Annotated in this window: 21 protein-coding genes; 3 read left to right on the top strand and 18 right to left on the bottom strand. The window is 32.4% G+C overall.

Annotation, left to right across the window (positions count from 1 at the left end):
• Positions 1-30: 30 nt before the first annotated feature.
• From ADH02_RS09625 to ADH02_RS06045, 17 genes are all read right to left on the bottom strand, one after another.
• Entirely contained in the window at positions 31-267 is a 237-nt protein-coding gene (locus tag ADH02_RS09625; RefSeq protein ID WP_048783403.1) for a hypothetical protein, read from the bottom strand.
• Between the two features lie 76 nt (positions 268-343).
• Complete coding sequence (locus ADH02_RS05975) at positions 344-736, bottom strand: DUF1310 family protein (protein ID WP_048783405.1); 393 nt, start codon at positions 734-736, stop codon at positions 344-346.
• 137 nt (positions 737-873) lie between these two features.
• Positions 874-1,110 carry a hypothetical protein gene (locus ADH02_RS05980; protein ID WP_048783407.1) on the bottom strand — a complete coding sequence of 79 codons (237 nt, stop codon included), beginning with the start codon at positions 1,108-1,110 and terminating at the stop codon, positions 874-876.
• A gap of 75 nt (positions 1,111-1,185) precedes the next feature.
• A complete protein-coding gene (locus ADH02_RS05985) occupies positions 1,186-1,578 on the bottom strand; it encodes a DUF1310 family protein (protein ID WP_239681747.1) in 393 nt (130 codons plus the stop codon).
• 24 nt (positions 1,579-1,602) lie between these two features.
• On the bottom strand, positions 1,603-1,995 hold the full coding sequence (locus ADH02_RS05990) for a DUF1310 family protein (protein WP_160312867.1): 393 nt from the start codon (positions 1,993-1,995) through the stop codon (positions 1,603-1,605).
• A 42-nt stretch (positions 1,996-2,037) separates the two neighbouring features.
• Positions 2,038-2,484, bottom strand: a complete 447-nt coding sequence (locus ADH02_RS05995) for a type II toxin-antitoxin system HicB family antitoxin (protein WP_048783410.1) — start codon at positions 2,482-2,484, stop codon at positions 2,038-2,040.
• 35 nt (positions 2,485-2,519) lie between these two features.
• Positions 2,520-2,705 carry a type II toxin-antitoxin system HicA family toxin gene (locus ADH02_RS06000; protein ID WP_048783412.1) on the bottom strand — a complete coding sequence of 62 codons (186 nt, stop codon included), beginning with the start codon at positions 2,703-2,705 and terminating at the stop codon, positions 2,520-2,522.
• 353 nt (positions 2,706-3,058) lie between these two features.
• Entirely contained in the window at positions 3,059-3,652 is a 594-nt protein-coding gene (locus tag ADH02_RS06005; RefSeq protein ID WP_048783414.1) for a hypothetical protein, read from the bottom strand.
• A gap of 14 nt (positions 3,653-3,666) precedes the next feature.
• Complete coding sequence (locus tag ADH02_RS09550) at positions 3,667-3,840, bottom strand: hypothetical protein (RefSeq protein WP_160312868.1); 174 nt, start codon at positions 3,838-3,840, stop codon at positions 3,667-3,669.
• Between the two features lie 1,530 nt (positions 3,841-5,370).
• Positions 5,371-5,799 (bottom strand): hypothetical protein, encoded by a 429-nt coding sequence (locus ADH02_RS06010; RefSeq protein ID WP_048783416.1) that lies wholly within the window; start codon positions 5,797-5,799, stop codon positions 5,371-5,373.
• 13 nt (positions 5,800-5,812) lie between these two features.
• A complete protein-coding gene (locus tag ADH02_RS06015; RefSeq protein ID WP_048783418.1) occupies positions 5,813-6,211 on the bottom strand; it encodes a hypothetical protein in 399 nt (132 codons plus the stop codon).
• A 33-nt stretch (positions 6,212-6,244) separates the two neighbouring features.
• A complete protein-coding gene (locus tag ADH02_RS06020; RefSeq protein WP_048783420.1) occupies positions 6,245-6,520 on the bottom strand; it encodes a hypothetical protein in 276 nt (91 codons plus the stop codon).
• A gap of 590 nt (positions 6,521-7,110) precedes the next feature.
• On the bottom strand, positions 7,111-7,464 hold the full coding sequence (locus tag ADH02_RS06025; RefSeq protein WP_053091408.1) for a hypothetical protein: 354 nt from the start codon (positions 7,462-7,464) through the stop codon (positions 7,111-7,113).
• Positions 7,454-7,786 (bottom strand): hypothetical protein, encoded by a 333-nt coding sequence (locus tag ADH02_RS06030; RefSeq protein WP_053091409.1) that lies wholly within the window; start codon positions 7,784-7,786, stop codon positions 7,454-7,456. The genes ADH02_RS06025 and ADH02_RS06030 overlap by 11 nt, the downstream gene beginning before the upstream one ends.
• Before the next feature lie 42 nt (positions 7,787-7,828).
• Entirely contained in the window at positions 7,829-8,065 is a 237-nt protein-coding gene (locus ADH02_RS06035) for a hypothetical protein (RefSeq protein ID WP_048783423.1), read from the bottom strand.
• A gap of 41 nt (positions 8,066-8,106) precedes the next feature.
• The gene (locus ADH02_RS06040) at positions 8,107-8,382 is read right to left on the bottom strand and encodes a helix-turn-helix domain-containing protein (protein ID WP_048783425.1); all 276 of its coding nucleotides are present in this window, start codon (positions 8,380-8,382) and stop codon (positions 8,107-8,109) included.
• Positions 8,383-8,411: 29 nt separating this feature from the next.
• Positions 8,412-8,615 carry a helix-turn-helix transcriptional regulator gene (locus ADH02_RS06045; RefSeq protein WP_048783427.1) on the bottom strand — a complete coding sequence of 68 codons (204 nt, stop codon included), beginning with the start codon at positions 8,613-8,615 and terminating at the stop codon, positions 8,412-8,414.
• A gap of 131 nt (positions 8,616-8,746) precedes the next feature.
• On the opposite strand from ADH02_RS06045, the gene ADH02_RS09380 reads away from it, so the two are divergent.
• Positions 8,747-9,451 carry a helix-turn-helix domain-containing protein gene (locus tag ADH02_RS09380; RefSeq protein WP_053091410.1) on the top strand — a complete coding sequence of 235 codons (705 nt, stop codon included), beginning with the start codon at positions 8,747-8,749 and terminating at the stop codon, positions 9,449-9,451.
• Positions 9,452-9,520: 69 nt separating this feature from the next.
• Positions 9,521-10,666 (top strand): site-specific integrase, encoded by a 1,146-nt coding sequence (locus ADH02_RS06055; RefSeq protein ID WP_048783429.1) that lies wholly within the window; start codon positions 9,521-9,523, stop codon positions 10,664-10,666.
• 95 nt (positions 10,667-10,761) lie between these two features.
• Here the strand turns inward: ADH02_RS06055 and ADH02_RS06060 are convergent, their stop codons facing one another.
• A complete protein-coding gene (locus ADH02_RS06060; RefSeq protein ID WP_048783431.1) occupies positions 10,762-11,409 on the bottom strand; it encodes a redox-sensing transcriptional repressor Rex in 648 nt (215 codons plus the stop codon).
• A gap of 242 nt (positions 11,410-11,651) precedes the next feature.
• Between ADH02_RS06060 and ADH02_RS06065 the strand changes: the two genes are divergently transcribed.
• A complete protein-coding gene (locus tag ADH02_RS06065) occupies positions 11,652-13,601 on the top strand; it encodes an ABC-F family ATP-binding cassette domain-containing protein (protein WP_048783433.1) in 1,950 nt (649 codons plus the stop codon).
• Positions 13,602-13,824: the final 223 nt, after the last annotated feature.

Below are 13,824 nucleotides of genomic sequence, written 5' to 3' on the forward strand. Positions count from 1 at the left end.
CCGCAAATCGGATTGGATTAGTGCTTATTTTTATTCTTCATTATTGGGTGTTGCTTCTATTGATTCATTTTGGTCTACCGTGTCCTCGTCGTTTGTTTCACACCCCTTAAACACGCAATCTACCCCTTTACTAATCATCCAAAATATTGCTACAACCCCAATAAGGCATAAAAATATAACGAATAGTATATACATCATCATTAGATAAAAACCACCTTCGGGCCAAAACGGATTCCCTTCAGTAGCTAAAATTTTCAACAATTCCATCTATTGTTATTTCCCTTTTTATTGTTAATTTTTCCTTTTTTGCATAGTATACCGTATAAAGTTCCATATATAAACTTTACTCAGCTTTTTTACTTTTTACAAAGCTATTTAATTCTGGCGACCAACTACCTCCACCATTTTTTATCTTACCAGTATTATAATCCATATAAAGGTGTACGGAGACTGTATAATCTTTATTGTCATTAACATAAAGATAAACAAATATTCCACCTGTTGGTATTTTCTCGAAAGAGTCAATTGTATATTTTTGTATTTTCCCTTTTTCGGTAAAAGCATCGGGGTCAATCGATGTTAATCGTTTCAAATATATTTCCTTTACCTCTTCACTGTTAACGATTTGACTCATCTCATTATGTTGAATAAAATCAACCGTCTTGTATCCACCAACTATTAAAATCAGTACTGCTAGAACTCCCCATAGTAATTGTTTCTTCTTTACCAAATCCAAGAACACCCCACTCTTTTAAAACTGTATACGAATCTATTTTTCATAGTATATCATGAACTACACTCGTAATAAATACTCTCTCAGTCTGTAAAAAAGCACTAATCACTCCGCAAATCGGATTGGATTAGTGCTTATTTTTATTCTTCATTATCTGTTGGTTCTTCTATTATTTCATTTTGGTCTAACGTTTCCTCGTCTTTTGTTGGTTTATACTTAACAACTGTGATTGCAGCTTTCATAAAAACATAAGCAAGAGCTACAATACCTGCAAAAACAACCAAACCAAATATCATTAAAACCCAGATTACTTCTTGAACTGCCTTTGGATCCCAAAATGGATTCCCCTCAGTAGCTAATATCCTCAACAATTCCATCTATTGTTATCTCCTTTTTCTCTGTCGACTGACATTTTATCTAAATCCCTATACAACAGGATAATGATACACTTTTTAATCCTTTTTACCTACTAAATCTTTGACTTTTTTAGCATATCCTCCACCAGACTGTTGTATTTTCCCCGTTTCATGGTGTTTTTCTAGAGTCATTCGGACATACAGTTCACTATCATCATTCAGAAACACCGTAAACATAATTCCTCCCATAGGATTATGCTCGATTGACTGTTCATCAATCTGATAGGAAACAATTTTACCTTTATCTGTTAAAGCATCATTATCCAAATATCGGAGATAGTTTTCTACTATTTCTTTAACTTCATCTCTCTTAACAATTTGAACCATCTCATGATTGCGAACTATTTCCATTATTGTATATCCACCAACTACTAAGCCCACAACTACAAAGAGTCCTATAAGTACTCTTATTATCTTTTTCAATTTCAATTCCCATCCTTTTGAAACGGTATCCTATTTTTCGGCTCCATCTATTAATTTTTTAAATTCTTGAGACTGTCCCCCACCTTCATTGACTAACCTACCATCAGTATAACGGGGATCTTTATTAATCGAAAAATTAACATACATTTCTTTGTTATTATTAATAAAAACGCGAAACTTTATGCCTCCCATTGGGCTCACAAATATCGAGTCATTATCAATTTCATAACTTTGAATGATATTTCCTTCTTCAAGAGCTCCCGCATGTCTTTTCTTTAAATTATTTTCAATAATTGCTTTAACTTCATCACTCTTAACGATTTGGACTATCTCATGATTGCGAACTATTCCCATTATTGTGTATCCACCAACAACTAGGCCCACAACTACTAAAAGTACTCTTATCAGCTTTTTCAATTTCAATTCCCATCCTTTTCCAATCAATCGCATTAAAGATAAAAATTTTTACATCCGCACTTCATTCACAATGGCTGTTGTCAGCAATTGAGAGAAGTTAATGTTGCGTTTAACCGCCAAGTCATTGGCCCATTTTGGTATCGTCAATGTTTTCTTGACGAGTTTTGTGGCATCTAAATAATCCTCAACATCTACCATCACCATTGATTTAAAAGACTGATCCAGATTATATTCTGAGGCTACATCTTCATCGTCTTTAAATGGAAAATCTTCTTCAAGTGTCAAATCATTGATTGCGGAGGCTTTTGGTAATTTTTCTCCTTCTTCAATGAGGCTCGCTGCCATCATTCCTAAATACTCACTGGCATTACTCATTGCTTCAGAAATCGTACGTCCTTGTGTTGCTGAGTTCTCAAAGTCTGGGAAGTGAACAAAATACGGGCTATCCTCTTCCTCTACCGTAAAATAAATTAATGCTGGATACGTTAATAACATGTGCTACACCTCCTGTTCTCGAAAGCAAGACTGGGTTATTTCAACCCAGCTTGCTTCATTATTCCTCTTTCAGTAAATTTATTCAATTCTCCGTGAGGAATAATAATTGGTCGTACTTGTCCTGGTTTTGTCATTTTTAAGTGAGAACCTTTCCCACCTTTTACAACTTCAAAACCATGTTTTACAAGTAATTTGACCATTTGTTCTTGTGTCATCGGCATTAGTTCTACCTCCTGACACTTCAATTATAGCACGTATAAATACGTATTCAAGTTTTATCACCTATTTTTCCACACAAAAAAGGCACCCTTTACGGATGCCTTTTGTCAGATTATTTTTGGTTGTCCAAGAAGTAGTTTTCTACAAAAAAATAGTGGTAAAACAATTTAATAATCACATTGTTTACACCACTTCACACTACTTTTTAAACTATTTATATCTATTTTTTAAAACACATATCTAAACACTTATCTAAACACTTACAAAATGCATTCCATCCCTACGGTAAAAATAAAAAGAAAACAAAAATGAATATAAAACTATCAGAATTAATCAAAAGAGTAGTCCTAATTAATTAGTGACTATTCTTTTTTTGTTCTATTTTTAAAATCATAACTTTCATATTGTTTTTTGATGTATATCCATTAACTTCTTTAAAACCAAAATCAGAATAAAAGTTTTTTAATTTATGATTATCTTCACATTCCAACCAAATATATTTAGCATTAATAATTTCGCTTGCTGCTTTTATAGAATTATAAGCAAGTGTTAACAAGTCCTTACCATCAATAGAATTTTCAATGTTATAATTTTTCCCTAACTGTCCTAATAGATAACTATAAACTTGGAGCGCCCCAGATTCTGTATCTTGTCCATGATGTCTTAATTTAGTACGTTGATTACTAGACAACTTTTTCAAGTTTTTCTTAGCAATGATTAGAGGTTTACTAGCTAATGCGTAATATCCCAACAAGGTACCATGTTCATCAAACACTAAATAGGTTCTTGAAGCCCCAATACGCTCCAAATTAATAGCTTTTTCATGCAAAAAAAATTCCACATCATTCGGATTACCATCTTCATTTTGTGGAATACTTTTAAAAGAAAGAAGTAATTTCTTAATTTCGTCTCTTTCCATACCATTATCTAATAGCTGTTGTAAAGTCATTACTATAAAATTCACTATTTTTTATTTTTGAGAAGAGTTACGAATTTAGATACCTCTTCCTTACCTTTTAACAAATTTGCTTTTGCTGTCGTTAATTTTGGTCTATTTGAATTGCTTAAAGCAGCAATCAAAGAATCTGTGTTTTTATAATTAAACATCATATCTGTAGTAAAACTTTTAGTTGCCATAACATTCTCCCCTTTGACTTTACACATACAGTATACTGTATCAACAGCTCATTTACAATTATTTTTAAAAAATTATTTATTTTCTTATAACAAAAAATTATAATCTCTCTATTTGTAGCAGTACATATTGAGGACAATAAAATAAGTTTAACTTTATAATTCAAGTACTAATCAATAATATTTTCTATACAAATTAATTCCCTAGATAATCAAAAATAACCATATTAAGCCACCTCTTTTTATTGTTATTAGTGCATTCCTAGTCATTGTGAAGCTGCCAATTATTGAATGTGTTTAGATATGTGTTTAGAAAACTATAAAATAAGCCCCTATTTTATGAAGTTGAGTATACCTTTTTCATTACTTTTTTGGCGTGAAAAAATATGTACAGTGACTGCGTGAAGTTCTTCTAAGCTGCCTGGTAGGCTACCGCCCCCCCAGTCTATACTCTTTATTACACGTTATTTAAATGCTTATTCTAAGGCTTATAGCGGTTTTGAATAGTGTTTAAATACCATTTACCACTAAAGCTACTAACAACGCTTTATATCTCTCTTTAGGCTTATTTCTGAATTTCACATATCTTGTATTGTGTTAAATTCGTCTATTCTCATAAAACACTGATACAATAATATTTCTTCATATCTATGTTTTTGAATTTACATTTTTTCATTATGTTAAATTCGATACTCAAAACAGTGTTTTAAAACTGCCTACTCTTTTTTTATCTGCTGCTTTTTAACCCCCTTTTTTCAAAAATAGACCCGTGGTTGGAAAAAGTCCTTTCCCTCGGTATTCCACCACAACTATATTCAATAAAGCTTTGTGGGGGGGACGATATTTTTTATTAAATTTAAAATAACTAAAAAATACTTGCTTACTTCCTTGTAAGGGTTGGGCAAGTATTCTTTATATCTTTTGTTTCATTTTGCTTTTGTTTCTTCAGTAATATTTTTTCTAATATCTGAATTAAACATATCTTACATTCTGTTTAGTTCGTCATTTCTCTTTTTACCTTGATATAACAGCATTTCTTTCAACTTCTTAAAACGAACTAACATTTTTTTCAATATGTTTAATTGATATTTTTAAAGGGTATTTTAAACCCTCTTAAGGTGCATTAAATCAACGAAAACACAACACATTCTAATTGAATAGCTAGTAACACTATAGCTTTATTATATTGTTTCTTTATCTCTTTATGGTTCTTACCTGTTTTACGGTGGATTGTTAAAGGCGTTTCGCCCTCTATAAAGCATTGTTCAAGTAATAGCCTTTCTGAATTACTTAAGATTGATAAAGAGGTTTCAAATTCTTCAATCTCTTTTATTCTTTCATCAGTTAAGTTAAATAAGGCTACTTGTTCAATGTTAGAATTATAAAGCTTGTTAGTTTTCCCAAAAGATAGGTTTAATTTACTGTTTATTGTTTGTGATGATTTTATAGCTACAATATTTTTGTTCTCTATATATCTATTAATCTTTTGTTTTAAATTACGTTCGGTTTCTTTTAAATTAATAACACTTAAATCTAATATACTACCACCTCATTTTTAAATACTAAGCATTCTAATAAAGCAGCAAGTTTTATCATTACACTTTTTCTATTGTCACGTATTGTAAATTCACTATAAGAGCATTCTAAACCTATTTTAATATCTGTGTGTTTTAAAATAAGTGTTTGTATTACTATATATCTTTCTTGTTCAGTAAGATTGTTTATAGTATTTGTAACTTTGCTTATAAATTCAATCAATCCATTGTTTTTTGAATTAGGTTCTTTTAATTCTATGTTAAATTTAGAATTAAAACTTATCTTATTTGTTTTGTAAATAGCCATTGTTACTAGTTTATATTTATCTATTAATCTTTGTAACCTCTTTTTGGGTTCCTTATAGTCTACGATATCTACTATAGAATTATAATTAGGGTTAAAGCTTTCAAAGATAAATTCTGTCATACTTCACACCTCTTTATTCGTATATTACACATTCTAACAACCGTGCAACCTTTTCAACCGCATTGTTTTTAATTCTATAAAATTGTGTTTCACTCAAACATAAATCTACAGAACAAGCTATGCCGCTTTTTTTCTCTACATAAAAATCATAGAACACTTGATATTCTTCCTCGTTCCATTCTTCCAATGAATTTAAAGTATTATCTATCATGTCTATATATTCTTGATACTCGATATTAACCTTTCCTAAAAATACTTTACCATCTTCAATTTTCTTAATTGTTTTACCATTCTCTAGCGCAATTATACCTTTATACAAATGATACAATTCAAAAATTCTTTTTATTCGTTTATTGGTAGCTTGTATATTTATTTTTCTTTTTAAATCATCTTCTAATTTTTCCCAATTCATATTTTCTTATTTTCCTTTCTGCCCATTTATTTACTATTCTTCCGTTTTTTTCGCTTCCTCATAAATATTAGCTAAACTATAAGCAACATCATCAATTTTAAAAAATAAACTTTGGAATTTATCATAAAATGATGATAATAATTCTGATGACTTCATTTCATAAAGAGCCGTGTATTTTTTTATTTCAATCATACCTTCACATGCGCTTTTCATAATTTTTAAATCATTCATAATATCATTTAATTCAAAGACTTGTTCAGTAAGAATTGATTCAATATTTTCATTATTCATAGTTTCTTGTTTATTCATGGTTATTACTCCTTATACTTGTTATTAGGGAACTTTGGTAAACATTAATTATTGTTTTGCGTAATAAATGTATACATTCATTAATTTACTTATGCATTAATGTATACATTAATATCTAGCTAAGTAACTTTATTAGTTGCTATAGACTTAAATAAAACGGCTTTTTGCAAGGCTTTTTATTCAATTCTTATGCTAGAGTTTTTCTTGCAAAAAGACTTCCCCCTTTTTAAGGGGGTTAGGGGGTTATATTGTATTCTATGAGTACTCTATGAGTACTCTATGTTATAGGCGTGCCAGTTTGACACTTTACTGGTGCCAATTTGACACTTCTAGAGTGCCAGTTTGACACTTTAACATAAAACTGCGACACTAACTGCGGTACTAGGTGCGGTACTAGGTGCGGTACTAGGTGCGACACTAACTGCGACACTAACTGCGGTACTAGGTGCGACACTAGGTGCGGTTTAGCTATTTCTACTACTTTATATAAACCAGTTTATAAACTAGCTTGTAAACTAACTTGTAAACTAGCTTGTAAACTAACTTGTAAACTAGCTTGTAAACTACGTTAAATATTTGTAAGACTATTATTAAAAAGGTAAATCATCATTTTTAATATCTTCAAGCTCTATTATTTTTAGCGTTTCGTAATCAATTGTGTACCATTGTTTATGTACTTTTTGTTTGGCAATAATTAATTTTTTCTTTTTTAAATTACTTACAACTCTTTTTAATGTTCTAACTGAAAGAAAGGGCATTTCTTTTCGCCATTCTTCAAATGTTTTGTACACCCACTTTTTCCCATCAATACTATTTTTTGACCTAACTAGCCAAAAGTGTAATTGCTGTAAAAAAACAGCTTCATTAATTCCTATCTTTACGGCTAGTTTAGGCAACAGTATTAAAGACTTATCACTTATTAATAATTGTTGTTTAGCACTCATATAATTGCCCTAATTTCACATAATTGATTGAATACCAGTTTGTTTTATCCATTTTCATTTCATTGAAATTGTCAATTATTAATAGTTGCTTATCTGATAAACTTTTTACTATACGCTTAATAGTACTTAAAGAGAAAATTTCAAGCGTTTCTTGTAATTCTTCATAAGTTTTACATACCCATTTTTTGCCATTTCTTTCTTGTTCTGAAGCAAGCAACCAGTAATGTAATTCTTGAATGAATATAGCTTCACTAATTCCAACTTTCTTACAAAGAGATGGTAAAACTTGTAAAGGATATTCATTAATTAAGTAACTGTTCATTTTCCTAATTCTCCTTTTATATATTGTTGTTAAAACTTCTTCTTACTCCTCGTTATATTCGTCTTTCATTTTATTTAGAAAAGCGTCATAACCTACCCCAATAATGAAAATCATTAAAGATGACACTATTAAAATAATATTTGTTAAAGTAAAATCATTAATAAGCATATAAACCGTTTCTATTTTTCGTTTTTTGCTTGTTTTTTTAACTTTTATACCGTTTTGGTATGTTTGTACCTTTTTTACACCAAACGCCTTAAAACGACGTTTTTTAATCAAATTACGACATGTCTTTTTATTTTTACCGTGGGGGTGGAATTTTATTTTTTATGTCTTTCTATAAACTCATCTAATTCACTACGTTTTATATATCTTTTTCCCTCTATCTCGTATGTAGGCAGCCCCTTTTTTACCCACGCCATAATAGTAGGACGTGTTACATCAAGATAGTATGAAGTTATTTCATTAATACTTAAATATGTTTTTAATAAAATTGTATCCTCTCTTGCTTTTTCAGTTGCTTTTACATAAACCTTTTGAATACCTATATAAAGTTCATTGTAAAATTCATCTGGTATTGATAGTGTTAACGCCATTCTTTTTTCTCCTTTACTTTTGAATACTTTTAACTAAAAAAAATTTCATCAATAGTAATATATGGAAACAAAGGTAATAAAAGCTTTTTAATCTTTTTCATTTCTTCCTTTGTAAACTTTGTTTTTCCTGTTTCCTTAAGATGATATGATTGTTTTGTAACGCCAATATACTTTCCCATTTCTTCTTGATTAAGTTTTAACATATTTCTATACCCTCTAATTTTATTATACATTTAATCACCTTCTTTCATTGCTTTACTTTTGCATACTCAAATTTTAAATGTTTTGTTTTATTTTGTCAATACTTTTGTTTACTTTTTAAAATATTTATTTTATAATTCATACAGAACGAGAGGTGAAAAAGATGACTACTGTAGGTGAACGAATTAAAGCTATTAGGTTAAATCTTGGGCAAACTATGGAAGAATTTGGCGCTATATTTAATACTAGTAAAGGCACCGTAAATAATTGGGAAAAAAACAGAAACTTGCCTAATAAACGAAATTTAGCAAGAATAGCTAGTTTAGGTGGAATAACACCAATAGAATTGGTAATGGGTGACGGCTTAAATTTTGTTGAAACCAAAGAATATGTAACAGAATTACTAAACAGTATTTTAGAACAAGATAATAATGATGATTTTAATATTTTCAATTTTAAAATGTCATTTTATTTAAAGTCTGAAGATGAGGAAGGAAATTTTTCTAAGTCTGAATATGAAAGACATAAACAAAATGCAATAGATAAAATATGTGATTATTTCTTGGAAAATAACTTGAATTATAGAGGTCACGATGAGTATTTAAAACGACAAATAATAAAATACTTAAATAAAATAGAATCTTACGATAACACTCAAGATGGTGCAATTAGATATGCAATAAAAAAGCTATATAATTTTTATACTTCTGAATTATTAGATTTCTTTTTTGATAAAAAAGATAATAGACGTAAAGGAATGACCGATAAATTTTATGACGAAATTTCTAAGCCTATAAAAAATGCTATTGATGAATTAAATGAATTACTTCAAGAAAAAGGTTTTGAAAAATACGACCCTAATAAATAATTTTTATCTAATTCTTTTACCTATCTTTTTATTTTTACCGTGGGGGTGGAAATAGAAAGGGTAATAAAATTGGCAACGTATAAAGAATATAAAACAACAAAAGGTACTTTTTGGCGTGTTAGTGGTTATCTAGGTATAAACCCTACCACAGGGCAACAAGTAAATATTAATAAACGTGGTTTTTCTTCCAAGCGTGAAGCAATGCTGTACTTTTCTGAAGCTGTTACAAACCTAGAAAAAAATATTTATGAGGTTAAATCATCTTCAAAGACTTATAAACAAGTTTATGAGGAATGGTTAGAACAGTATAAACAAGATGTAAAAGAAAGTACATATCATCAAATGATAACTTCAATGAATAAAGATGTTTTACCATATATAGGCAATTTAAAAATAGATAAAATACAACCAGTTAAAATTCAACAATTATTAAACGACTGGCATAAAAGATATGTAAATTATAAGAAAATGTATTGGCGTATGTTGAAGCCTTTTGAATATGCTTTAAAACATGGTTACATTCATTTTAGAATTGAAGATAGAATAACTATACCTAAAGACAAACGAATAAAAGCGGACAAGAAACAGTTTTATACTAAAGATGAATTACAAGAACTATTATCTTGTATGGAACAGAATATACAACCTATATGGTATGTATTTTTTAGGCTGCTTGCTTTTACTGGTATGCGAAAAGGAGAGGCGCTTGCGTTAACATGGAAAGATATAAACTTTTCTTCTAAAACCATTGATATTAATAAAACTTTTTCTATTGGTTTAAAGCGTAAACAGATTATACAAGCACCAAAAACAAAAGCTAGCATTAGAGTTATTACAATTGATGATAAAACTCTTGAAGTATTAAACAAATGGAAAATCACTCAAGCTATACAACTTTTAGAACACGGCTACAATTCCATGAATGAAAATCAATTAATTTTTACCACATTTAAGGGCAATAAATATATTCCGCTTGAAATACCCTCATATTGGTTTAATAAATTTTGTAATAAAAATGGTTTTGAAATCATTTCTATTCATGGTTTTAGGCACACTCATTGCAGCTTACTTTTTGAAAGTGGCGTACCTATGAAAGATGTTCAAGAACGTTTAGGACATTCTGATATTCAAACTACTATGAATATCTATACACACGTAACAGAAAATAGCCGTGAAAATAGTGCTAAATTGTTTGCGAATTATGTAGGTTTTTAAAATATCTAAACACATATCTAAACATATTAGACAATAAAAAAAGATAGGCATAATAGAAACCTTGTTTTACAGGCTTTTCTATTATGCTCTATCTTCTATTTTTGATTATCCAAGAAATAAATTAGAGTTTGTAATTCGTTTGTTAAGTCCACGTTTTGAACTCGAACGTCTTCTGGTACGTCTAAGCGGATTGGTGTGAAGTTCAAGATTCCGCGAACATTTGCTTCCACTAAGCGGTCCGCTGTTTCTTGAGCAACATCTTGAGGCACTGTTAAGATGGCCACTTGGATTTGTTGAACTTTTAATTGTTCTACCATTTCATCCATGCTGTAAACTGGCACACCTGTTTGGATTGTTCCAACGATGTCTTCGTTTACGTCAAACGCTGCGCTAATACGCACGTTGTTGCTTTGGTGGAAGTTGTAGTTTAAGAGCGCTTGTCCTAATTTACCAACCCCTACTAAAGCGACGTTCGTTAAGCGATCTTGGTTTAAAGTATGGCTGAAGAATTCTAATAAGTATTCTACATCATATCCATATCCACGTTTTCCTAAAGCGCCAAAGTATGAGAAGTCACGACGGATTGTTGCGCTATCGACTTTTACAGCTTCACTTAATTCAGTTGATGAGATGCGACGTTTTCCTGCGTCATGCAAGAAACGTAAGTAACGATGATAAATGGCCAAACGTTTCGCAGTTGCGCGTGGCACTTCGATTTCTTTTAATTCGTTTAAATCTTTCATGAATAAGACTCCCTTTTTCTTTTATTTCCATGCGTATTCTATCACAACGACATTTCATTTCACAAACAGTTTGCTTGTACCTCACGAACATTCGTAAGTTTCGCTTATATGCAGCAAGCTTTGTGCTTTTTTCTTCACAACCTCCCTATTGTGAATGTGAATGCAAAGAAGAACGCGTATCAATATTGTTCCCCTTCTTTTTTATGCTAAAATAAACTGAAACCACATTGAAAGGACCCGTCATGATTTTATTACAAGGACAAGGACTCGCGCGTACGTTTGCGGATGAAGTCCTATTTGAAAATATTACGATTCATATTCAAGAAAATTCACGCATTGCCATCGTTGGGCGAAATGGTACTGGAAAATCCACGCTATTAAAAATGTTGGCAGGGATCGAAGAACCTTCTCTTGGCGCTGTGTCAAAGAAGAAAGACCTCTCGATTGGCTACTTAGATCAATACGCTGACATCCAGTCTTCCCGCACCGTTTGGGAAGAAATGGTGCATCTCTTCGAAGATGTGGAAACCTTGAAGAAACAAGCGCAAAAAGCAGCTGAACAACTTGGTGACCCAGACCTTCTAAGTGACCCCGTGGCATACGAACTCGCCTTAAAACGATACGACCAGCTTCAAGAAGAATTGAACCAAAAGAATGCGTATGGTTACGAGTCTGAAATTCGCACCGTGCTTCACGGATTCCGTTTCTATCCAGAAGACTACGACCAACCGATTCAAGCACTCTCTGGAGGCCAACGCACTCGTCTGGCACTAGCTCGTATTTTATTAGAGAAACACGACTTACTCATCTTAGACGAACCAACCAACCACTTGGATATTGAAACATTGACGTGGCTTGAAGACTACTTACGCTCTTCAAGTAGCGCGCTTGTCATCGTATCCCACGACCAATACTTCTTGGACCGTGTGTGTAACGAAGTCTATGAAATCAGTCATAAAGCCTGTGAATATTACAAAGGAAACTACTCGCACTACTTAGAGGAACGCGAGCAACGCTATTTACTTAAACAAAAAGCCTATGAGAAGCAGCAACAAGAGATTCACGACTTAGAAGAATTCATTGCGAAAAACTTAGTGCGCGCCTCAACTACAAAACGAGCCCAATCACGTCGTAAGAAGCTCGAGAAAATGGAACGCTTAGAGAAACCAAAAGGCGATCAGCGCTCTGCTCGATTTGAATTTACCGTGGAATGCGAATCCGGAAACCAAGTGCTACAAGTAACCGACGCTTATATCGGCTACGACCACGAAGCCTTGAGCGGTCCGATTTCCTTCCAACTTCGCAAGCGTGAAGCCATCGCGATTGTGGGGCCTAACGGTATTGGAAAATCTACCCTCTTGAAGTCGATTACGGGTGAATTGCCTTTAATCGAAGGTTCAATCGACTTAGGCGCTGGCGTTCAAGTCGGTTACTATGACCAAAACTTGGCCGGCCTCTCATCGAATCAAACGGTTCTAGAAGAACTATGGTCTCGTCACTCTACGATGCCTGAAAAAGACGTTCGTTCGATTCTTGGCAGTTTCCTTTTCTCAGGGAACGACGTGGAGAAAACAACCGCTCAACTCAGCGGGGGTGAAAAGGCTCGTTTGGCACTTTGCAAACTGTCTCTTGAACATGATAATTTCCTACTGCTCGACGAACCAACCAACCACTTGGACATCGACAGTAAAGAAGTCCTCGAAGATGCTCTCATCGACTACGACGGTACGATTTGTTTCGTTTCGCATGACCGTTTCTTCATCAACAAGGTCGCAACGGCCATTCTTGAAATCGAAGAAACTGGTAGTACGCTGTATTTAGGCGACTACGACTACTATCTCGAGAAAAAACAAGAGAAAGAAGAACTCGCCGCTTTGCAAGAGGCCAAGGATGCCCCACTAGCGACGGCCCAGCCGATGACAGAAGCTAAAGCCAGCTACCATGCTTCTAAAGAAGAGCAACGTCAAATCCGTACACTCACTCGTCGCATCGAGCAACTAGAAACGGAGATGCACGATATCGAAACGGCACTCGAACAAGTGCATGAGGCGATGACGCTGGAAGAAAACTATTCTGACCCAGATAAATCTGCTGCCCTCTCAACCGAAGAAGGAACCCTTCTCGAGCGCCAAGAAACACTTCTTGCCGAATGGGAAGAAGCATCTCTAGCACTAGAAGAATTCAATCAATAGTCATTTGAAATTATCATATATGATAATTTTGTACTTGCAATTCATCTCTAGCTCTAGAAGAGTTCAATCCATAATCGTTTGAAATTATCATATATGATAATTTTGTACTTACAATTCATCTCTAGCTCTAGAAGAGTTCAATCCATAATCGTTTGAAATTATCATATATGATAATTTTGTACTTACAATTCAAAGAAGCGTAGACCCTTTTTATAGAGTCTAC

The organism is Streptococcus sp. 263_SSPC, assembly GCF_001071995.1.
Lineage (GTDB): Bacteria > Bacillota > Bacilli > Lactobacillales > Aerococcaceae > Granulicatella.

What these genes read in the sequence shown, in the direction of transcription:
- ADH02_RS06020 (WP_048783420.1), bottom strand. Translation starts at nt 6,520, where the DNA reads ATGAATAAACAAGAAACTATGAATAATGAAAATATTGAATCAATTCTT.
- ADH02_RS06030 (WP_053091409.1), bottom strand. Translation starts at nt 7,786, where the DNA reads ATGAACAGTTACTTAATTAATGAATATCCTTTACAAGTTTTACCATCT.
- ADH02_RS06000 (WP_048783412.1), bottom strand. Translation starts at nt 2,705, where the DNA reads ATGCCGATGACACAAGAACAAATGGTCAAATTACTTGTAAAACATGGT.
- ADH02_RS06015 (WP_048783418.1), bottom strand. Translation starts at nt 6,211, where the DNA reads ATGAATTGGGAAAAATTAGAAGATGATTTAAAAAGAAAAATAAATATA.
- ADH02_RS06060 (WP_048783431.1), bottom strand. Translation starts at nt 11,409, where the DNA reads ATGAAAGATTTAAACGAATTAAAAGAAATCGAAGTGCCACGCGCAACT.
- ADH02_RS09625 (WP_048783403.1), bottom strand. Translation starts at nt 267, where the DNA reads ATGGAATTGTTGAAAATTTTAGCTACTGAAGGGAATCCGTTTTGGCCC.
- ADH02_RS06040 (WP_048783425.1), bottom strand. Translation starts at nt 8,382, where the DNA reads ATGGCGTTAACACTATCAATACCAGATGAATTTTACAATGAACTTTAT.
- ADH02_RS05995 (WP_048783410.1), bottom strand. Translation starts at nt 2,484, where the DNA reads ATGTTATTAACGTATCCAGCATTAATTTATTTTACGGTAGAGGAAGAG.
- ADH02_RS06065 (WP_048783433.1), top strand. Translation starts at nt 11,652, where the DNA reads ATGATTTTATTACAAGGACAAGGACTCGCGCGTACGTTTGCGGATGAA.
- ADH02_RS06045 (WP_048783427.1), bottom strand. Translation starts at nt 8,615, where the DNA reads ATGTATAATAAAATTAGAGGGTATAGAAATATGTTAAAACTTAATCAA.
- ADH02_RS09380 (WP_053091410.1), top strand. Translation starts at nt 8,747, where the DNA reads ATGACTACTGTAGGTGAACGAATTAAAGCTATTAGGTTAAATCTTGGG.
- ADH02_RS05980 (WP_048783407.1), bottom strand. Translation starts at nt 1,110, where the DNA reads ATGGAATTGTTGAGGATATTAGCTACTGAGGGGAATCCATTTTGGGAT.
- ADH02_RS06005 (WP_048783414.1), bottom strand. Translation starts at nt 3,652, where the DNA reads ATGACTTTACAACAGCTATTAGATAATGGTATGGAAAGAGACGAAATT.
- ADH02_RS06025 (WP_053091408.1), bottom strand. Translation starts at nt 7,464, where the DNA reads ATGAGTGCTAAACAACAATTATTAATAAGTGATAAGTCTTTAATACTG.
- ADH02_RS09550 (WP_160312868.1), bottom strand. Translation starts at nt 3,840, where the DNA reads ATGGCAACTAAAAGTTTTACTACAGATATGATGTTTAATTATAAAAAC.
- ADH02_RS06010 (WP_048783416.1), bottom strand. Translation starts at nt 5,799, where the DNA reads ATGACAGAATTTATCTTTGAAAGCTTTAACCCTAATTATAATTCTATA.